The sequence below is a fragment of the Cupriavidus sp. 10L43_2 genome (genome assembly GCF_056395265.1).
In genome coordinates this window covers 55,256-75,496 of record NZ_JBFTJE010000002.1, presented here as the reverse complement: position 1 = coordinate 75,496, position 20,241 = coordinate 55,256, and the positions used below count along the sequence as shown (strand labels likewise).

Genomic DNA, 20,241 nt, shown 5'->3' with positions numbered 1-20,241 from the left:
GGGCTGTCTGGCGGTCCGCTGTTGTCGGCTTAAATATCGGGTCGAGATAATCATAGTTATCAGGCCATGTAGAATCGTGATTCGGCCGATTTTTCGGGGTGACGAAGGGAAAAGCCGAGGGGGCGGCTACACTGTCGCCGCTGCAATTCCCCTCGCTTACCCACCATGCGTTTCCCCTTCCTCGCGCTGCTGGCCGGCATCGCCATCCAGACCAGCGCCCATGCCGCCGGCGATATCGAGACCGGACGTGCTGTGTTCGACCGCAAGTGCGCCTCCTGCCACAAGATCGGCCCGGCGGCGCGCGGCACCTTCGGCCCCCACCTCAACGCCATCGTCGGCCGGCCGGCGGGCGGGACTTCCGACTACCGCTATTCCGATGCCATGAAGACATCGAAGGTGGTCTGGACCCCCGAGACGCTCCGCGCCTTCATCCACGCCCCGAACAAGGTGGTGCCGGGCAACAAGATGCGCTTCTGGGGCATCGGCGACGACAGCGAGATCACCGACCTGCTGGCCTTCCTGCAAACGGTTCGGTAGGGGCTAGAATCCCGCCAGCACCTCCCCACAGGTTTTCCATAGGCTTCCAGCGTGGCACTTGAGCAGGGCTTCATCCTGACCCGGCACTGGCGCGATACTCCCGCCGGTACCGAGGTCGATTTCTGGCTGGCCACGGACCAGGGGCCGCGCCTGCTGCGCCTGCCGCCCCAGCCGTCGGTGGCCTTCGTGCCCGAGGCCCAGCGCGATCAGGCCGAGCCGCTGCTGCGCGGCGAGCGCGATGTGGACTTGCGCCCGCTCGAGCTGCAGGACTTCCACCGTCGGCCCGTGCTCGGGCTCTACTGCCAGCAGCACCGCCAGCTGATCCGGATCGACAAGGCGCTGCGGCAGGCTGGCGTGGATGTTTACGAGGCCGATATCCGCCCGCCCGAGCGCTACCTGATGGAGCGCTTCATCACCGCGCCGGTCTGGTTCGACGGCCAGCCGGACGCGCACGGCGTGCTGCGCCAAGCGCAGATGAAGCCGGCCACCGACTATCGCCCCACCCTGCGCCTGGTCTCGCTCGATATCGAAACCACCGCCCATGGCGAGCTGTATTCGATTGCGCTGGAAGGCTGCGGCCAGCGGCAGGTCTATATGCTCGGCCCGGCGCCGGCGGGCGATCCGGCCCCGCTGGACTTCGCGCTCGAATACTGCGACACCCGCCCCGCCCTGCTCGAAAAACTCAACCAGTGGCTGGCCGAGCACGACCCGGACGCCATCATCGGCTGGAACCTCGTTCAGTTCGATCTTCGCGTGCTGCAGGCCCACGCAGTGCAGTTCCAGGTGCCGTTGCGGCTGGGCCGGGGCGGCGCCGAGATGGAGTGGCGCGAGCACGCCAGGCAGCAGCACTACTTCGCGGCGGCGGCCGGGCGGCTGATCATCGACGGCATCGAGGCGCTGCGCGGCGCCACGTGGAGCTTCCCGTCGTTCAGCCTGGAGTCGGTGGCCCAGACCCTGCTCGGCGAAGGCAAGGCGATCGACAACCCCTACGACCGCATGGACGCCATCGACCGCATGTTCGCCGAGGACAAGCCCGCGCTGGCACGCTACAACCTGCGCGACTGCGAGCTGGTCACCCGCATCTTCGCCGCCACCGAGCTGCTGACCTTCCTGCTGGAGCGCGCCACCGTCACCGGCCTGCCGACCGACCGCAGCGGCGGCTCGGTGGCCGCCTTCACACATCTATATATGCCGCTGATGCACCGGCAGGGCTACGTGGCGCCGAATCTGGGCGAACTGGCGCCCGAGGCCAGCCCCGGCGGTTTTGTCATGGATTCGCGCCCGGGCCTGTACGAGTCGGTGCTGGTGCTGGACTACAAGAGCCTGTATCCGTCGATCATCCGCACCTTCCTGATCGATCCGATCGGGCTGGTGGAGGGGCTGGCCCACCCCGATGACGCCGATTCGGTGCCCGGCTTCCGGGGCGCGCGGTTCTCGCGCGGCAAGCACTGCCTGCCGGCCATCGTCGCGCGGATCTGGCAGGGCCGCGAGGCGGCCAAGCGCGAGCAGAACAAGCCGCTCTCGCAGGCGCTGAAGATCATCATGAATGCGTTCTACGGCGTGCTGGGATCGAGCGGCTGCCGCTTCTTCGACCCGCGCCTGGCGTCGTCGATCACCATGCGCGGCCACGAGATCATGCGCCAGACGCGCCTGCTGATCGAAGCGCGCGGCTATGACGTGATCTATGGCGACACCGACTCCACCTTCGTCTGGCTGCGCGGCGCCCATGCCGAGGACGATGCGGCACGCATCGGGCGTGAACTTGTCGCCTACGTCAACGACTGGTGGCGCGACCACCTGCGCCAGACCTTCGACCTGGACAGCGCGCTGGAACTCCAGTTCGAGACCCACTTCCGGCGCTTCCTGATGCCAACCATCCGGGGCGCCGAGTTGGGCAGCAAGAAGCGCTACGCCGGTCAGGTCATGCGTGCCGATGGCCGCGCCGAGATGGTGTTCAAGGGGCTGGAGACGGTGCGCACGGACTGGTCGCCGCTGGCGCAGCAGTTCCAGCAGACGCTCTACGCGATGATCTTCAACCGCGAGCCGTACCGCGATTATGTGCGGGACATCGTGCGCCGCACGCTGGCCGGCGAACTGGACGCGCAACTGGTTTACCGCAAGCGCCTGCGGCGCCAGCTTGGCGACTACCAGCGCAACGTCCCGCCTCACGTGCGCGCCGCGCGGCTGGCCGATGCCTATAACGATAGCCAGGGCCGCCCGCGCCAGTACCAGAACGGCGGCTGGATCAGCTATGTGATGACGGTGGCCGGGCCGATGCCGATGGAGACGCTCGATCCGCGCCAGTCGCCGATCGATTATGACCACTACATCACAAAACAGCTCCAGCCGATTGCCGACGCCATCCTGCCCTTCCTCGACGATGATTTCGACACGCTGCTGACTGGGCAGATGGCGCTGTTTCCGGACTGAAATCCGCCCCCATCCCAAGAGCAGCGCGGGATTCCTGCTGCATCGCGGCAGATTCGAACCGCCCGAACCCATTACACTTGGCGCCTGTTCTGATACTGCGCCCCATTCCGTCCATGTCCGAGACCCACGCCACTGCCGCCCCCGTTCGCTCCAAAGCCCTGCGCGCCGCCGCCAGCGTGCTGGTGCTACGCGACGGCCCGGCGGGCATGGAGGTGCTGATGATGCGCCGCCCCCAGCGCGACGACGACCGCAGCGCCGGTGCCTTTGTCTTCCCGGGCGGCACACTCGATGAGCAGGATGCGGCACTTCACCCCTTGTGCGATGGCCTCGACGATGCCGCCGCCAGCGCCCGGCTCAATGTCGACAAAAACGGGCTCGACTATTACCTCTGCGCCGCACGTGAAGCGTTCGAGGAAGCCGGCCTGCTGTTCGCTCGCGATGCCAACGGCCAGAATGTGGATCTCGATGCACTCGACGCGGACACCTACGGCAGCCTGCGCGAAGCCGCCGGCTACGGCGGCGCCGGCATCGCCCATGTCTGCGAACGGCTGGGCGTGCGCCTCGCCGTGGACCAACTGGCCTACGGCAGCCACTGGCTGACGCCGCCGGGCCTGCCGAAGCGCTTCGACACGCGCTTCTTCTTCGCGCTGGCGCCGGCTGGGCAGACCGCGCGGCACGATGGCGTTGAAGCGGTCGAGCATCGCTGGATGCGGCCCGTCGATGCGCTGGACCCGGCCAACAATATCTCGCTGGTGAACGTCACCCGCCGCATGCTCCAGTCGATTTCGCATTTCCCGACTGCGCAGGCGTGCTTCGACCATGCCCAAAAGCTGCGCAACATCGTGCAGATCATGCCGCGCCTGGCCACCGGCCCCAAGGGCGTGCGGCCGGTGATGCCGGAAGAAGCGCCGTACGCGGAAATCGCCCGGATCGACCCCGATGGCGCCGGCCATGGCCGCTACGCGCTGGCGCCGGGCGCAGCGGTGAAGCTCTCCGAACGGGTCTGGCGCGTCACGGCGGACAACGGCAACGTGATGACCGGCCCCGGCACCAACACCTACTTCGTGGGCGGCGGCGCGGACAACACCTGGGCGATGATCGATCCCGGCCCCGCCGATCCGGCCCATATCACCGCCGTGCTGGCCGCCGCGCCGGGCCCGGTGAAGTGGATTCTCGTCACGCATACCCACCTGGACCATTCGCCCGCCTCCGTGGCGGTGCGCGAGGCCACCGGCGCGCCGGTCTGGGGGCGCGTCACGGCCGTGCAGGACCGCCAGGACCAGACTTTCGCGCCGGACCGCACGCCCGAGCACGGAGAGCGGATCGTGCTCGGCCCGCACGCCACGCTGCGGGTGGTGCACACGCCGGGGCATGCATCGAACCATCTCTGCTACCTGCTCGAGGAAGAGAAGACGCTGTTCACGGGCGACCACGTCATGCAGGGTTCCAGCGTCGTCATCAATCCGCCCGATGGGGACATGCGCGCCTATCTGGCGTCCCTGCAGGCGCTGCTCGACGAAGACCTGGAGTGGATTGCGCCGGGCCACGGCTTCCTGATGCCGCGCCCCCGGGATGCCATCCGGCTGCTGATTCGCCATCGGCAGCAGCGCGAGGCCAAGGTGCTGAACGCGCTGCGCGCGCTGGCGCCGGCCGATATCGGCACGCTGCTCGCCAGCGTCTACGACGACGTGCCCGAGCGCATGCATCCGGTGGCGCAGCGCTCGCTGCTGGCCCACCTGCGCAAGCTCGAGGAAGACGGCGTGGCGCGCGAGACCGAGGCGGTCTGGCATCTGATTTCGGCATGAGCCACAAATGAGCCGCGCATGAACTTCAGCCTTTCCGATCTGCGCGCCTTCGTGGCGGTGGCCGAACTGAGCAGCTTCCGCGCGGCAGCGACGGAGTTGCATCTGTCCCAGCCGGCGTTGTCGCGCCGGATCGAGAAGCTGGAAGACGCCCTCGGCGTGCGGCTGTTCGACCGGACGACGCGCTCGGTGGAGATGACCGCCGTGGGCCGGGAGTTCTCGCGCAAGGCGCGCGAACTCCTGAACGGGCTGGAGGAGTCGCTGCTCGGCATCCGGGACGTGGCCACCCGCGTGACCGGCGAAGTCACGGTGGCGTGCGTGCCCTCGGCGGTGCGCTACTTCCTGCCGGCGGTGCTGCGCAAGTACCACGAGACGTGGCCGCGCATCGTCGTGCGGCTGATCGACGAAGGCGCCAACGAGGTGCTGAACCTGATCGTGCGCAACGAGGCCGACTTCGGCCTGAACTACATCGGCACGCAGGAGCCCGACGTCGAGTTCGAACCCGTGCTCAAGGAACCGTTCGTGGTGGCCTGCCCGCCCGACCATCCGCTGGCGCGCAAGCGCAAGGTCACCTGGGCCGAACTGGGCCAATACGACTACATGACCGTGGGCAAGGCCAGCGGCAACCGCATGCTGCTGGATCTGGCGCTGACCGATGTGCCCGATCGCCCGCAGTGGTATTGCGAGGTGCGGCACGTCAGCACGCTGGTGAGCCTGGTGGAAGCCGGGCTCGGCGTGGCGGCGGTACCCCGGCTGGCCATGCCGCCGGGCAAGCATCCCACGCTGACCAGCGTGCCGCTGGTGGAGCCTACCGTCTCGCGTACCGTGGGGCTGATCCGGCGGCGCGGCCGGTCCCTGTCGCCGGCGGCGCAGCAACTGTATGACATGCTGCTGACCACCAATGCCGAAATGCAGGGCGCCAAGGCGCTGCCTGGACACCGAAAGCGCGGCAACCCCCGTACCTGAAATATCTGGATACCTTGCCGCACTGGCAGCGCGGCGCATCGCTGCCTACATTGGATGACATCGCTATTCGTCCAAGGCGCCGCCATGTCCAGACAATTTGCCATCCTGCTGCTGATGCTGGCCGCCTCCGGCGCCGCCCATGCCGTCACCAAGTGCCAGAGCGGCAAGGACACGCTCTATACGGCGGCATCGTGCCCGGCGGGCTACCGCGATGTCACGTCCACCATGCGTGCCAATGTGACCACCATCACCAAGACCCCCAAGATCCGCCAGGACGAGCAGGCCTACCTGCAGAGCCGCGCCCAGATGGCGCAACAGATCCAGGTCTGGCAGGGGCGCGAGGACGATCTCGACCTGCGCGCGCAGAACGTCTTCTGGAATCAGTGCCGGGCACTCGAGTACCAGGCGCGGGCCGCCGAGCGCGCCATGCATACCACCGAGTACTGGAGCCGCGCGGACCGCTACCGCAGCGACGTCCATGCTTTGCGCTCGCAGCAATACGAGATGGGGTGCTACTTCTAGGGGTGGAGGTTGATGCGGGGCAGTCATGATCCATGCCCCTCGTAGAACCTGCCGATATTAGTCAGGCTTAGATCGGCATACAGAAAATTTCAGGCAATTCGGCGCCGGCGAAACGTCTTGTCTCACATACAATTCGTTCCCATCGGCCCGCCAACGAAAGCTGGCAACGCGGTCGCAACCTACTCCTGTGATGCCATGCTGACTCTCACTGTGATCGTTGCGTATATGCTGGCCTGTATCGTCGCACTGGCCTTCGGCGCCCGCTGGGTGCTCAAGAATGACCCGCTGCTCAAGCAGTCGGGCGCCCGCCCTCACGGCGACGATCATTCGACGCTGACGCGCTAACCCGCCATGCGCTGATCGCCCCCCGGCTACGCCAGCCACGCAATCCCCAGAAGCCCGGTTCACGAGACCGGGCTTTTGCTTTGGTGCGGCTTTCGTGTATCAGGCTGCACACGCCCAAGCCCGCCTTGGAAGGTCGCGCCGCTGTCCTACACCGCGACCCGGAACGCACCGACACCCTCCCGCGCCCCGTAGTGACTATCGTTATGGCAGGCGTCCGCCTCGTGACGCCATGTCCTTCTTGTCTGCGAGCCGCCCCGCCATCCATGTCGCGCGTACCGATCCAGCCCGCCATGCGGGCCGCCCCGCCCGGCACCGTGGCCGGACCTGATGTTGTGCCGGATGTCGTACCGGAGGGGGTGCCCGCAGTCACGGCTGAGGTGCCCGCGGACGCCGCGCCGGCGTCACCCACCCGTACGCCCCCCAAGCTGTCTGTCTCTGTGCGCCGCGCCAGCACGGCGTTGGTCATTCTGGCGACGCTCGCATCGCTCTACACCCTGCACCTCGCCCGCGACTTCATCGTGCCAGTGGTGGTGGCCATCGTCATCGCCTACCTGCTCGATCCGATGGTCGAGTGGCTCCAGCGCCAGCGGGTGCCGCGCGCCGTGGGCGCGACCGTGGTGCTGCTCGGCATGCTGGCCCTGCTGCTGTGCGGCGCCTATCTGCTCCAGGGGCAGATTGAATCTATTGTCGACCGGCTGCCCGCCATCGCCAGCAAGCTCTCCCGCTCGCTGGGCGAACTGGTGAGCGGCGACGACTCCATGCTGCAAAAGATCCGCCGCGCCACCACGGTACTGGTCGGTACCGGTCAGCCACCGCCGACCAAGGGCGCGCCGATCGTCGTCGAACGTTCCGCCGACGCCCTCAACAACGCCATCTGGGTGGGATCGATGGGCGTCTTCGCGATGCTGGCGCAGGCCATCGTCGTGCTGTTCCTGACCTGGTTCCTGCTGCTGGGCGGCGACATGTTCAAGCGCAAGTTCATCAAGATGGCCGGCACCACCATCAGCCAGAAGAAGATCAGCGTGCACATGCTCGACGAGATCAACCGGGCGATCCAGCGCTACATGCTGATGCTGGTCATCACGAACGCCGCGCTGGGGCTTTGTACGTACATCCTGCTCAGGTATCTGTCGATCGACAATGCCGGCGCATGGGCGCTGGCGGCTGCCTCGCTGCACCTGGTGCCGTACTTCGGCGCGGTACTGATCGCCCTGTGCCTGGGCGTGGCCGGGTTCATGCAGTTCGGCACGCTGTCCGTCGCGGCAGCGGCGGCCGGTGGGTCGATGCTGATCGCCACGCTGATCGGCTCCGGCATGACCACCTGGATGACGGGGCGCATGGCGCGCATGAACGCCGTCGCCGTCTTCGTCTCGCTGCTGCTGTTCACGTGGCTCTGGGGCACCTGGGGGATGCTGCTGGCGATTCCGCTGGCCGTCATCGCCAAGGTCGTGGCCGACCACGTCGAAGGGCTCGAGGTGGTGGCCGAGTTCCTCGGCGAATAGCCGTCCCCCTCGCCTTCCTCCTCCTATTTCGTCACGCGAAACTTGATGCGACGCAGAATGACCGCGCCGCATGGATCACGTATAACCGGATGCTGCGCCGCGATGTGGCGGCGGCGCTTCAACCGGCAACATCTTTCGCGAGGGAGGTATCAGGCATGCGTTGGCAGCAACGTCCGCAGGGCTCCAACTGGGGCGATTTCGGTCCTGACGATCAACTGGGGCGCGTCAATTTGATCGGCCCCGAGCAGGTGGTCAAGGGCGCGCGCGAGATCCAGGCGGGGCGCAGCTTCTGCCTCTCGCTGCCGCTGGACTACCCCGGCGGCAACAAGCTCAATCCGCGCCGCCATCCGCCCGAGTTGCGCCCCACCTTCCGCGACGACTCCCCGTACATGAACTTCCCGCTGGCCAAGGTGAACCCGGCCGCGACCGATGTCATCAGCGACGATCAGGTGCTGCTCTGCCTCCAGTACTCCACCCAGTGGGACTCGCTGGCCCACGTGGGCGCGCTGTTCGATGCGGACGGCGATGGCAAGCTCGAGCGCGTCTACTACAACGGCTATCGCGCCAACGCGGACATCGTCGGCCCGGTCGACTATGCCGATGACGACCAGTTCGCCGCCCACGATTGCAGCCACGGCCATACCCACAGCCACGCGGATGCGCTCGGCATCGAGAACTTCGCCGTCAAGGGCATGCAGGGCCGGGGCGTGCTGGTGGATCTGGCCGATGTGTTCGGCATGGACTTCCGCAACGTCGGCTACGACGACCTGATGCACGCCATGGACACCCATCGCGTGGAAGTGGAGCCCGGCGACATGCTCCTGCTGCGCACCGGCTTTGCCGAAGTCGTGCTGTCGATGCAGCGCGAGCCCGACGAAGCGGTGCTCCACCACAGTTGCGCAGCGCTAAACGGGCGCGACGCCCGGCTGCTGAACTGGATCACCGATTCCGGCATCGCCGCGCTGATCGCCGACAACTACGCCGTGGAGCGCTACCCGGCCCTGCCGCCGCCCGACGAGGCGAAGACGCATCCGCTGCTGCCGCTCCACCACCATTGCCTGTTCAAGCTGGGGCTGCCGCTTGGCGAACTCTGGTATCTCAAGGACCTGGCGGACTGGCTGCGCGCGCACCGCCGCTCGCGCTTCATGCTCACGGCGCCGCCGCTGCGGCTGCCGGGCGCGGTGGGCTCGCCGGTGACGCCGGTGGCCACGGTGTGATCCGCGGTGTGCGTTTTTAAATCGTAGAAGAACTAGATAAAAAACTGGAGGAGACAACCATGAAGACTTCAGCGACATGGCGGCGGACGGCCGCTGCCCTGCTGGCGCTGGCCGGTGCTGGCGGTGTGGCCGGCATCGCCTCGGCCCAGCCGAAGGCAGGGATTTCCGATGATGTCGTCAAGATCGGCCTGCTGCTCGACATGAGCGGCCTCTACGCCGACGTGACCGGGCGCGGCAGCGCCACGGCGGCGCAGATGGCCATCGACGACTTCGGCGGCAAGGTGCTCGGCAAGAAAATCGAGCTGGTGGTGGTGGATCACCAGAACAAGGCCGACATCGCCGCCAACAAGGCGCGTGAATGGTTCGATACGGACAAGGTCGATGCCATCCTGGATGTGGCGGCTTCGGCACCCGCGCTGGCCGTGCTCGACGTGGCGAAGCAGAAGAACAAGATCGTGGTGTTCTCCGGCCCCGGCAGCGAGCGCCTCACCAACGACCTGTGCACGCCGGTTTCGGTCCACTACGCCTACGACACCTACGCGCTGGCCAACACCACGGCCAAGGCCATGGTCCAGCGCGGCGGCAAGACGTGGTTCTTCCTGACCGCCGACTACGCGTTCGGCCACACGCTCCAGCAGTCAGCCACCACGGTGGTCACCGAGGCCGGCGGGCAGGTGCTCGGCGCCGCGCGCCATCCGCTCAGTACCAGCGACTTCGCCTCCTACCTGCTCCAGGCGCAGGCGAGCAAGGCGCAGGTGGTGGGCCTGGCCAACGCGGGCGGCGACACGGTCAACGCCATCAAGGCCGCCTCCGAGTTCGGCCTGACGCGCGACGGCAAGCAGCGCATGGCCGGACTGTTGCTCTATATCAACGACATCCACGCGCTCGGCCTCAAGACCGCGCAGGGGCTGGTGCTGACCGAGGCGTTCTACTGGGACATGAACGACGCCACGCGCGCGTGGTCGCGCAAGTACTTCGACAAGGTCAAGAAGATGCCGAACATGAGCCAGGCAGGCGTCTACTCCTCCGTCACGCACTACCTGAAGGCCGTGCAGGCGGCCGGCACGGACGAGACCGCGCCGACCATGGAGAGGATGAAGGCGATGCCGATCAACGACTTCTTCGCCAAGAACGGCCGCATCCGCGCCGATGGGCGCATGGTGCACGATATGTATTTGTTCGAGGTCAAGACGCCGGCCGAGTCCAAGTATCCGTGGGACTACTACAAGGTGCTGGCCACGGTGCCGGGCGACCAGGCGTTCATCCCGCCGTCGAAGTCGCAATGTCCGTTGCTCAAGGGCAGCCGCTGACGGAGCGCTGAGGGGCGCTTGACGCCCCAATTGTTCAAATCCCGGGACAGTCTGTCAGCCCAGACGCGCTTCTCCCGTTCCTGATCCCTCGTTACATTGCAGTCGCCGCCGGCACGCCCGAGCCCTTACGGGGTGCGCGGGCGGCGACCATAACAAGGATCACGAACGCATGAAGACCCGTCTCGCCTGCCTGGCCACGCTGGCCATCCTCCCTGCCCTGCCCGCTGCTGCCCACGCCCAGGGCAGCATCACGCTCTACGGCGTCGTCGACGCTGGCGTGGAATTCCTGACCCACGTGCCGAACGCGGCCACCGGCGGCAGCAACAACGTCGTGCGGATGTCCGCCGGCAACCTCTCCACCTCCCGCTGGGGCCTGCGCGGCGCCGAGGACCTGGGCGGCGGCCTGAAGGCCGTCTTCACGCTGGAAAACGGCTTCGACCTCGACACCGGCAGCGCCAACCAGGGCGGCCGCATGTTCGGCCGTCAGGCGTTCGTCGGCCTGCAGAACCAGTACGGCACGCTGTCGCTGGGCCGCCATCAGACCGTGCTGTACGACTTCTCGCTGGCCTATGACCCGATGGCCATCGCCACGCGCTACTCGGTGCTGATGCACGACAAGTGGATGTCCGGCCGCGCCGATAACTCGGTGAAGTTCACCGGCCAGACCGGCGCGCTGTACTACGGTCTGTTCTACAGCACCGGCTACGACAGCAGCGCCGGCGGCGAGGTGCCGGGCGACTACAAGGCCGGCCGCAACTTCAGCGCCAGCGTCGGCTACACGGCCGGCCCGCTGTCCGCCCGCGTGGTGTACGACGAAGTGCGCGGCAGCACCGTCGCCACGGACGACAACCGCGAGCGCCGCGCCACCCTCGGCGCCAGCTACGACTTCGGCCGGGCCCGTGCCTTCGCCGGCTATCGCTGGTACTACGGCGACTTCGCCAGCAGCTCGCTGCGCACCAACCTGTACTGGATCGGCGCGAACTACCAGGTCACGCCGGCCATCACGCTGACTGGCGCGGCCTACTACACCGACGTGCGCAACAGCGGCGGCGACCCGTACAGCTTCGTGCTGTCTGGCACGTACGCGTTCTCCAAGCGCACCGACCTGTACACCATCGTCGCCTACGCCCAGAACCGGGACGGCTCGGCCATGGGCCTGTCCGGCTTCGGCCCGTCGCTGAACCGCAGCGCCAGCACCCTGACGGCCACAACCGAACAGGTGGGCGCCGGCCAGAACCAGTTCGGCGCCATCGTCGGCATCCGCCACCGCTTCTGAGCGCAGCGGCCACGCTGAAATCCACTTGACGGAGACTTTCCCTTCGTCTTTGGGCCCGCCTTGGCGGGCTCTTTTTTGGATCAGGCCGCAGAAAACGCCCGCCGGGCGTTATGCCGGTGCAGCCGGGACAAGCCCGTACCTGGACATGACTGCGATCACGGCGCACCAACTCACAGCGGCCGCCCCTTCCCTACGCCTCTCCGCCAAAATACGCCGCAATCCGCGCCAGTTTGTCCGGGTTGCGTTGCACGTGGATGCGGGCGATGCGGTCGCCTTCGACCACAAAGGTCTGCGCGGACTCCAGCGCGCCGTCGAAGTAGCGCAGCAGCGCCCATTCGCCATTGAGCAGCACCAGCCGCACCCGGAGGCCCTCGCCGGGGAATCTGAGGCGCGTGGCGTAGAACAGTTGCGCGATGCGCCGTGCGCCTTCGAGCGGCTTGGGGAAGGTCTGGACCCTGCCGCCGCCGTCGCCGGCCAGGGTGGCGTCGTTGGCCAGCAGCGCCTGGATGCCGGCGAAGTCGCCGCCCTGCATCGCCTGGGCGAACGCCTGGACCATGTGCCGATGGGTGTCCGGGGACACCGCGAAGCGCGGCCGGTCGTCGCGTAGCTGGGTTTTTGCCCGGCTGACCAGCTGGCGGCAGCTGGCCTCGCTCTTGCCGATCACGCGCGCCACCTCGTCGTAGTCGTTGTCGAAAACCTCGCGCAGCAGAAAGGCGGCGCGGGCCTCGGGCGTCAGGCGCTCCAGCAGGAGGAGGAAGGCGACGGAGATGTCGTCGGCGCGCTCCTTGATGGCCTCGGGGTTGTCCGGGCTGTCCGTGATCAGCGGCTCGGGCAGCCAGATCCCGGTGTAGTGCTCGCGCTGGATCTTGGCGGCGCGCAGGCGGTCGATGGCGATGCGGGTGGTTACCGAGACCAGCCAGGCTTCGGCATTTTCGATTTCCGTCTGGTCAGCCGTGTGCCAGCGCAGCCAGGCGTCCTGTACGACGTCCTCGGCCTCGGCCACGGCGCCGAGCATCCGGTAGGCAATCCCGTGCAGGCGCGGGCGCAGCTTGTGGAAGGTGGCGGTGGTGTCGTCCATGATTCGATGCGAAAAGGCGGCTGGCAGACCGCCATGGTGGCCACGCGTGCCGGCCCAGCGCAAGAACTTTCAAGCATTTTCCGACGCACACCTTGAAAATTCCGATGCACTGTATATATTTACAGTAACTGTATGAATGAACAGTATATCGGAGTGCGGAATGGAACACCTGATCCACCTGATCCGTGTGCAGAACGAATATGACCGCCAGGTGCTGGTCTGGCTGCGGGGGCGCATTGGCGATGCGGCCCTGCTGTCGGCCGCGCGCCGGGCCACCGTCGACGACAAAAAGCCTTATCTTTCAACGATTTGCCGCCTGATCGGGATTCGGGCGCCGTCGCGCCGCGCGCTGGCGGATGAGGCTCGCAAGAGCCATCGCGCGGTGGGCGAGCGGTATCTGGAGCAGATCCGCGAGATCCTGGCCCGCCCGACGTCCGGCCATGAGAAAGCCGGGCACGAGGCCCGGCCACAAGCGGCGCTGTTCTAGATCGCCTAGGCAGCGTCTGATCCGGGCTCAGGCCGGCAGTTCGGTCACGCGCATTGCGGGCGTGATCTGGAGCGGATCGGTCATCAGCTCCAGCACGGCCGGCTGGCCGGCGTTGCGGGCGCGTTCGAACGCCGCCGCAAAGTCCTCTGTCTTCTCCACCCGCTCCGCCCATGCGCCGCAGGCGCGCGCCATCGCCACGAAATCAGGGTTGGCGATGGTCGTGCCGCTCTGACGGCCCGGGTAGCGCTTCTCCTGATGCATGCGGATGGTGCCGTACATGCGGTTGTTCACCAGGATCACGATCAGGTTGGCGCCATGCGCGGCGGCCGTGGCGATCTCCTGCGGATACATCAGGAAGCAACCGTCGCCAGCCAGGCAGACCACGGTCTTCTCGGGCGCGCGCAGCTTCGCGGCAATCGCGGCCGGCAGGCCGTAACCCATCGCGCCGCAGGTGGGCGCCAGTTCCGTGCGCGGACGCTTGTAGGCATAAAAGCGGTGCAGCCAGACCGTGTAATTGCCGGCGCCGTTGCTGAGGATGGCGTCTTCGGGCAGCACCGCGTTCAGGTGCGACATCGCGGCAGCCATATCCACCCCCGTCAGTTCCGCATGGGGCTTGGGCGGCGTGACGAAGGCCTCGTGCTCGGCCCGGGCGCCGCTGGTCCAGTCCTTCCATCCGATAGAAGCCGGCGCCGGCAGCGCGGCCAGCATGGCTGCCGCAGGCACCACGCCCGAATGGATCGGCAGTGCCGACTGGTAGACGCGGCCCAGCTCGCCGCTATCGGCATGGATATGCACCAGCTTTTGCTTCGGGCGCGGGACTTCCAGCAGCGTGTAGCCATCGGTGGCGATGTCGCCCAGCCGGGTGCCGACCGCCACGATCAGGTCGGCCGTGCGCACCCGCTCGGCCAGCTTGGGGCTCACGCCCAGGCTCAGATGGCCGATGTAGTGCGGGTCGCGGTTATCGATCACGTCCTGCCGGCGGAAGGCGCAGGCCACGGGCAGGTTCCATGCCTTGACGAAGGCGGCGAAGTCACGCACTGCCGCGTCGGTCCAGCCGGCGCCGCCGGCGATCACCAGCGGCTGGCGGGCCTCGGCCAGCGCGGCGGCCAGCGCCCGGGCATCCTCGGCGCGCGGGGCGGCCGCCACGGTGCGGTACGGCTCGGCATCGGCGCAGTCCACCAGATCGTCGAGCACGTCTTCGGGCAGCGCCAGCACCACCGGGCCGGGCCGGCCGGACGTGGCCACCTGGAAGGCGCGCGCCACCATCTCGGGAATCCGGGCCGGATCGTCGATCTCGGCCGCCCACTTGGCCATCGTGCCGAACACTGCCGCGTAATCCACCTCCTGGAACGCCTCCCGGCCCTTGTGGGCGCGGGAGATCTGCCCCACGAACAGGATCATCGGCGTGGAGTCCTGCTGGGCGATATGCACGCCGATGCTGGCGTGGGTGGCGCCCGGCCCCCGGGTGACGAAGCAGATGCCGGGGCGGCCGGTCAGCTTGCCGTCCGCCTCGGCCATGTTGGCGGCGGCGCCTTCGTGCTTGGTGACGACGAGGTCGATGGCCGGCTGGTCGTGCAGCGCGTCCAGCACGTCCAGGAAGCTCTCGCCGGGCACGCAGAAGATGCGCTCCGTGCCATGCAGGCGCAGTTGGTCCACGAGGACACGGCCGCCGGTGCGGGCTTGGGAGGATGGGGTTTGAGCGGTCATGACGAAAAGTATGGACAGGATCGGAGGCGGCGCCAAGGTGGAGCCAAGCAGGCGCCAGACCCGAAGCAGGCGGCGATGACAGCGATTTTTCCGTTTGACGGGCGCCGCCGCGGGGTCTATCGTGCATTTCTGTTATGCGTTTTATGCAAGGCAGCCCGCCTCGCGCCCGTGTAGATTGGCTACCGAGGCGATGCTGCCATGACAGCGCGCCCGCCCGCGACACCTGACGGCCATCCCGGCCGTCCCATAACAATGCTCGCGAAAACAGGAGACCATGCAATGTCCTTCCCTCATCGATTGATGCGGCCGGCCCTGGCCGTGCTTTGCCTTGGATGCATGGCGGCGGCCCCACTGGCGCAAGCCCAGTCCGCCGACCAGTACCCCAGCAAGCCGATCAACTACGTCGTGCCATTCGCGGCGGGCGGCACCACGGACCTGCTCGGCCGACTGATCGGCCAGCGGCTGTCGCAGGTGCTCGGCCAGTCGGTGGTGGTGGAAAACCGCGCCGGCGCCGGCGGCAATATCGGTTCGGACTACGTGTCCAAGGCCGCGCCGGACGGCTACACGCTGCTCGGCGGCACCATCAGCTCGCACGCCATCAACGTGAGCCTGTACCCCAAGATGCCGTACGACCCGGTCAAGAACTTCCAGCCGGTGGCGCTGATCGGCACACTGCCCAATGTGCTGGTGGTGAACGTGAACAGCCCGTACAAGTCGGTGCAGGACGTGATGGCAGCGGCCAAGGCCAAACCGGGGTCGATCAACTTCGGCTCGTCCGGCAACGGCACCTCCCAGCATCTGGCGGCCGAACTGTTCGCCAACATGGCCGGCCTGAAGATGACCCACGTGCCCTATAAGGGCAGCAGCCAGGCGGTACAGGCGCTGCTCGGCAATCAGGTCGATATCGTCTTCGAGAACAGCGTGGCCGCCATGCCGATGGTGCAGTCCGGCAAGTTCCGCGCGCTGGCCACCACCGGCGCCAAGCGCGCCGCCGAGCTGCCCGATGTGCCGACCATGGCCGAATCGGGCCTGCCGGGCTATGAAATCGTCTCGTGGCAGGCGATCTTCGCGCCGGCCGGCACGCCGATGCCCATCGTCAACAAGCTGGCCACCGAGATCGGCAAGATCATCCACCAGCCGGACGTCAAGGCGAAGCTGGTGGGCATGGGCGTGGAGCCGTCTGGCGCCGGCCCGGCCGAACTCGGCAAGTTCCAGAAGAGCGAGGTGGCCAAGTGGGCCAACCTGATCAAGGTCGCCAACATCCACCTGGAGTAACGCATGGCAGAACACCGTATTCCGACCGCCGGCCTGCATCGCTGGGTCGTGGACCTGTGGCTGGCGGCGGGGTCCGATGCGCGTGAGGCGCAGCTGACCGCCGACCACCTCGTCGGCGCCAATCTCTCGGGCCATGACTCGCATGGCGTGGGCATGATCCCGAAGTACGTGCTGTCCTGGCAGGGCGAGCAATTGCAGCTCAACCAGCAGGTCAGCGTGGTGCATGAGTCCGGCGGCATCCTGAGCCTGGACGGCAACCGGGGCATGGGCCAGGCCGTGACCGAGGAGGCGATGCGCATGGGCATCGCCCGCGCGGAGCAGCACGGCGTGTGCGTGATGGGGCTGCGGCGCTCGCACCATCTGGGCCGGGTGGGCCACTGGGCCGAGCAGGCCACGGCGGCCGGCATGATCTCGATCCACTTCGTGAATGTGCTGTCCAAGCCGCTCGTGGCGCCGCATGGCGGCTACGACGCGCGCTTCGGCACCAATCCATTCACGATCGGCGTGCCGGTGGCGGGGGCCCCGCCGCTGGTGCTCGACTTCGCCACCAGCGCCATCGCAATGGGCAAGGTGCGCGTGGCCAACAACAAGGGCGTGCCGGTGCCGCCGGGCAGCCTGATGGACCCGAACGGGCATCCCACCGACGACCCGTCGGTCATGTTCCCGCCGCCCGGTACGCCGCACGGCGCGCTGCGCACCTTCGGCGAGCACAAGGGCTACGTGCTGGCCGTGATGTGCGAGCTGCTCGGCGCGGCCGTGACTGGCGGCCACACCATCCGCCCGGAAACGCTGACGCACGAGCATGCGGTCTGGAACAACATGCTGGCGATCATCTTCGATCCGGCCCGCCTGGGCAGCAGCACCACCTTCGGCCATGAGGTGGAATCCTTTGTCGATTGGCTGAAGGCGTCCCGGCTGCAACCGGGCAACGATGCCATCCGCCTCCCCGGCGACCCCGAGCGCGCATGGCGCAGGGCGCGCGCCGACTTTATCCCCGTGGATGCCGGCACGCTGGCCCAGCTCGACGACGCCGCGGCGCGCGTGCTCCAGGCGCGCGGCCAATCCCCCGGCCCGCTCTCCGCCCTGGCGGCGGACTGAACCCAAGGCTCAAGGAATTCTCATGACGACCCCTCACCTGCCCCAGCTTTCCCCGCTGCCCAACCAGTTCCGTGCGGACATCCTCGCGCGCAAGCGCCTGATTGGCTGCTGGACCTCGCTCGGCCAGCCGGTTACCACCGAGATCATCGGCCTGGCCGGCTTCGACTGGATGCTGCTCGATGGCGAGCACGCGCCCAACGACGTGCTGACCTTCGTGCCGCAGCTGATGGCGCTCAAGGACAGCACCAGCGCGCCCGTGGTCCGGCCGCCCTGGAACGATCCCGTGCTGCTCAAGCGCCTGCTGGACATCGGCTTCTATAACTTCCTGATCCCGTTCGTGGAGTCGGCCGAGGAAGCCCGCCGCGCAGTGCGGGCCACGCGCTACCCGCCGGACGGCGTGCGCGGGGTGTCCGGCGTACAGCGCCAGAACCGCTACGGCACGCTGCCGGACTTCTTCAAGACCATCAACGAGAACATCTGCGTGCTGGTGCAGATCGAGAGCCGCAAGGGCGTGGAGGCTGCCGACGAGATCTGCGCCGAGCCCGGCGTGGACGGCATCTTCATCGGCCCGAACGACCTCGCCGCCGCCTACGGCCACCTCGGCGACCCGAACCACCCGGAGGTGCAGGCCGCCGTGGCGCAGATCTACGACGCCGCCAACCGCGCCGGCAAGGCCATCGGCACGCTGACTCCCGTGGAGGCAGACGCCCGCCGCTACCTCGACATGGGCGCGCACTTCGTCGCCGTGGGGCTGGACCACACGCTGCTGCGCGACGCCTCCCGCGCGCTGCGCGAGCGCTTTGCGCAATGACGCTATCTATATAGGAATACGGATATGAGCAAGATCGGATTCATCGGACTCGGCGTGATGGGCGCGCCGATGGCGCAACACCTTCAGGCGGGCGGCCACACGGTCTACGCCCACACGCGCAGCGGCGTGCCGCAGGCGCTCCAGGATGCCGGCATGCAGGCCTGCGCCAATGCCACCGAGGTGGCGCGTCAGGCCGACGTCATCTTCCTGATGCTGCCCGATACGCCGGACGTGGCGCGCGTGCTGTTCGGCGAGCACGGCGTGGCCGAGGGCCTGAGCCAGGGCAAGACCGTGGTCGACATGAGTTCGATCTCCCCGATCGAGACGCGCGAGTTCGCGGCCCGCATCGAGCAGCTGGGTTGCGAGTATGTGGATGCGCCGGTGTCCGGCGGCGAGGTGGGGGCCAAGGCGGCCACGCTGTCGATCATGGCCGGCGGCAAGCAGGATGTGTTCGACCGCGTGCTGCCGCTGCTCCAGCTGATGGGCAAGAACATCACGCTGGTCGGCAATGTCGGTGACGGCCAGGTGGCCAAGGTGGCGAACCAGGTGATCGTGGCGCTGACCATCGAGGCCGTGGGCGAGGCGCTGGTGCTGGCCGCCAAGGCCGGCGCGGACCCGGCGCGCGTGCGTCAGGCGCTGATGGGCGGCTTTGCCAGCTCGCGCATCCTGGAAGTGCATGGCGAACGGATGATCAAGCGCACCTTCGACCCGGGCTTCCGCATCGAACTGCACCAGAAGGACCTGAACCTGGCGCTGTCCACGGCCAAGGCGCTGGGGGTGGGACTGCCGAACACGGCGTCCTGCCAGCAGCTGTTCAACGTCTGCGTGGCGCAGGGCGGCGCGGGTTGGGACCATTCGGGGCTGGTCAAGGCGATCGAGCATATGTCGTCGTTCGCCATCGGCGACAAGCCCAAGACGGCGGGCTGATGTCGGCGCTGAACTCCGACGACCTTGCGTGCTTTGTCTGCGTGGCCAACACGCAGAGCATCTCCCGCGCGGCGCTGGAGCTTGGCGCGGACCAGTCCACGGTCAGCCGCCAGATCGCCCGGCTGGAGGCGGCGCTGGACACGCGCCTGTTCCACCGCAGCGGCCGGGGCGTGGTGCTGACCGAGTCCGGCTCCACGCTGCTCGGCTACGCGCGCCAGGTGGCGGTCACGCTCAACGAGGCCCGTGCCGCCGTGCGCAAGTCCACAGCACAGGGGCCGTCCCAGTTGGTCATCGCCGCGCAGCCGACCATCGCCAACACGGCCTTCGCGGCCATCGGCACGGCGCTCAAGCAGCGCTTTCCGGCGACCAAGCTGCGCTTTGCCGAAGGGCTGGCCAGCCCGATCCTTGCCTGGCTGGCTGCCGGCGAGATCGACGTCGCCCTGCTCTACCTGCCCGAGCAGCAAGGCGCGCTGAAGGTGGATGTCCTGCTGGAAGAAGACCTGACGCTGGTGACGCCCACCTCGTGGAGCCACCTCGGCCTGACCTTCCCGGTGCGGCGGCTGGGCGAAGTGCCGCTGATCCTGCCGAGTACCGGGCATGGCCTGCGCGTGCTGGCCGAATCGCTGGCCGCGCGCGCCGGCACCACGCTGAACATGGCGCTGGAGTGCGATGCCTCGAATACGGTGTCGATGCGGCTGGTGGAGGATGGCTGCGGCGCCACGCTGCTGCCGTTCGCCGCCGTGGCGGACCGCGTGGCGCAGGGGCGGCTGCACTCGGCCCGGCTGGTGGAGCCGGTGGTGACGCGCCAGGTAGTGCTGGCCACGGCGCGCAATCGCACCGTGGTGCCCGAGCTGTGGGACATCATGCAGACCGTGCGGCAGTCCGTGCGGAATATCGTGATGTCTGGCGCGTGGCCGGGAGCGCGGCTGGTCTAGCCCCGCCCCCGGGAAT

18 protein-coding genes are annotated in these 20,241 nt (G+C 67.7%); 16 read left to right on the top strand and 2 right to left on the bottom strand.

Annotated features, from left to right (window positions below; all coding sequences use genetic code 11):
- Positions 1-165: 165 nt before the first annotated feature.
- The 10 genes from AC1DEL_RS02660 (at position 166) to AC1DEL_RS02615 (ending at position 11,907) form a co-directional block, all read left to right on the top strand.
- Complete coding sequence (locus AC1DEL_RS02660; RefSeq protein WP_477125167.1) at positions 166-537, top strand: c-type cytochrome; 372 nt, start codon at positions 166-168, stop codon at positions 535-537.
- Between the two features lie 51 nt (positions 538-588).
- Positions 589-2,967: a DNA polymerase II gene (locus AC1DEL_RS02655; RefSeq protein WP_441590890.1), complete on the top strand. Its 2,379-nt coding sequence runs from the start codon at positions 589-591 to the stop codon at positions 2,965-2,967.
- A gap of 113 nt (positions 2,968-3,080) precedes the next feature.
- The gene (locus AC1DEL_RS02650; protein WP_477125166.1) at positions 3,081-4,772 is read left to right on the top strand and encodes an MBL fold metallo-hydrolase; all 1,692 of its coding nucleotides are present in this window, start codon (positions 3,081-3,083) and stop codon (positions 4,770-4,772) included.
- Between the two features lie 18 nt (positions 4,773-4,790).
- Positions 4,791-5,735, top strand: coding sequence for a LysR family transcriptional regulator (locus AC1DEL_RS02645; protein WP_477125165.1), 945 nt, complete (start codon positions 4,791-4,793; stop codon positions 5,733-5,735).
- Between the two features lie 84 nt (positions 5,736-5,819).
- Positions 5,820-6,257 (top strand): hypothetical protein, encoded by a 438-nt coding sequence (locus AC1DEL_RS02640; protein WP_092297882.1) that lies wholly within the window; start codon positions 5,820-5,822, stop codon positions 6,255-6,257.
- A gap of 195 nt (positions 6,258-6,452) precedes the next feature.
- The gene (locus AC1DEL_RS02635) at positions 6,453-6,602 is read left to right on the top strand and encodes a hypothetical protein (RefSeq protein WP_177219971.1); all 150 of its coding nucleotides are present in this window, start codon (positions 6,453-6,455) and stop codon (positions 6,600-6,602) included.
- Between the two features lie 263 nt (positions 6,603-6,865).
- Complete coding sequence (locus tag AC1DEL_RS02630) at positions 6,866-8,104, top strand: AI-2E family transporter (protein WP_441590886.1); 1,239 nt, start codon at positions 6,866-6,868, stop codon at positions 8,102-8,104.
- A gap of 155 nt (positions 8,105-8,259) precedes the next feature.
- Positions 8,260-9,321, top strand: a complete 1,062-nt coding sequence (locus AC1DEL_RS02625) for a cyclase family protein (RefSeq protein ID WP_092297876.1) — start codon at positions 8,260-8,262, stop codon at positions 9,319-9,321.
- Positions 9,322-9,380: 59 nt separating this feature from the next.
- Positions 9,381-10,631 carry an ABC transporter substrate-binding protein gene (locus AC1DEL_RS02620; RefSeq protein ID WP_477125164.1) on the top strand — a complete coding sequence of 417 codons (1,251 nt, stop codon included), beginning with the start codon at positions 9,381-9,383 and terminating at the stop codon, positions 10,629-10,631.
- 169 nt (positions 10,632-10,800) lie between these two features.
- The gene (locus AC1DEL_RS02615; RefSeq protein ID WP_477125163.1) at positions 10,801-11,907 is read left to right on the top strand and encodes a porin; all 1,107 of its coding nucleotides are present in this window, start codon (positions 10,801-10,803) and stop codon (positions 11,905-11,907) included.
- A gap of 190 nt (positions 11,908-12,097) precedes the next feature.
- On the opposite strand, the gene AC1DEL_RS02610 is transcribed toward AC1DEL_RS02615, so the two are convergent.
- Positions 12,098-12,985 (bottom strand): RNA polymerase sigma-70 factor, encoded by an 888-nt coding sequence (locus AC1DEL_RS02610; protein ID WP_477125162.1) that lies wholly within the window; start codon positions 12,983-12,985, stop codon positions 12,098-12,100.
- Positions 12,986-13,154: 169 nt separating this feature from the next.
- Between AC1DEL_RS02610 and AC1DEL_RS02605 the strand changes: the two genes are divergently transcribed.
- Complete coding sequence (locus AC1DEL_RS02605; RefSeq protein WP_477108113.1) at positions 13,155-13,472, top strand: CppA family protein; 318 nt, start codon at positions 13,155-13,157, stop codon at positions 13,470-13,472.
- A 27-nt stretch (positions 13,473-13,499) separates the two neighbouring features.
- Here AC1DEL_RS02605 and AC1DEL_RS02600 read toward each other — a convergent pair whose 3' ends face one another.
- Positions 13,500-15,179: a thiamine pyrophosphate-binding protein gene (locus AC1DEL_RS02600; RefSeq protein ID WP_441590881.1), complete on the bottom strand. Its 1,680-nt coding sequence runs from the start codon at positions 15,177-15,179 to the stop codon at positions 13,500-13,502.
- 279 nt (positions 15,180-15,458) lie between these two features.
- Here AC1DEL_RS02600 and AC1DEL_RS02595 point away from each other — a divergent pair, with 279 nt between their 5' ends.
- Genes AC1DEL_RS02595 through AC1DEL_RS02575 form a run of 5 tightly spaced genes read left to right on the top strand, consistent with a single transcriptional unit; the run spans position 15,459 to position 20,225 of the window.
- Positions 15,459-16,454 (top strand): Bug family tripartite tricarboxylate transporter substrate binding protein, encoded by a 996-nt coding sequence (locus tag AC1DEL_RS02595; RefSeq protein ID WP_092297864.1) that lies wholly within the window; start codon positions 15,459-15,461, stop codon positions 16,452-16,454.
- 3 nt (positions 16,455-16,457) lie between these two features.
- On the top strand, positions 16,458-17,552 hold the full coding sequence (locus tag AC1DEL_RS02590) for a malate/lactate/ureidoglycolate dehydrogenase (protein WP_477125161.1): 1,095 nt from the start codon (positions 16,458-16,460) through the stop codon (positions 17,550-17,552).
- Positions 17,553-17,574: 22 nt separating this feature from the next.
- Positions 17,575-18,363: a 2-dehydro-3-deoxyglucarate aldolase gene (garL, locus tag AC1DEL_RS02585; protein ID WP_092297858.1), complete on the top strand. Its 789-nt coding sequence runs from the start codon at positions 17,575-17,577 to the stop codon at positions 18,361-18,363.
- A gap of 24 nt (positions 18,364-18,387) precedes the next feature.
- Positions 18,388-19,290 carry a 2-hydroxy-3-oxopropionate reductase gene (locus tag AC1DEL_RS02580; RefSeq protein WP_477113754.1) on the top strand — a complete coding sequence of 301 codons (903 nt, stop codon included), beginning with the start codon at positions 18,388-18,390 and terminating at the stop codon, positions 19,288-19,290.
- Positions 19,290-20,225: a LysR family transcriptional regulator gene (locus AC1DEL_RS02575; RefSeq protein ID WP_441590877.1), complete on the top strand. Its 936-nt coding sequence runs from the start codon at positions 19,290-19,292 to the stop codon at positions 20,223-20,225. The genes AC1DEL_RS02580 and AC1DEL_RS02575 overlap by 1 nt, the downstream gene beginning before the upstream one ends.
- Positions 20,226-20,241: the final 16 nt, after the last annotated feature.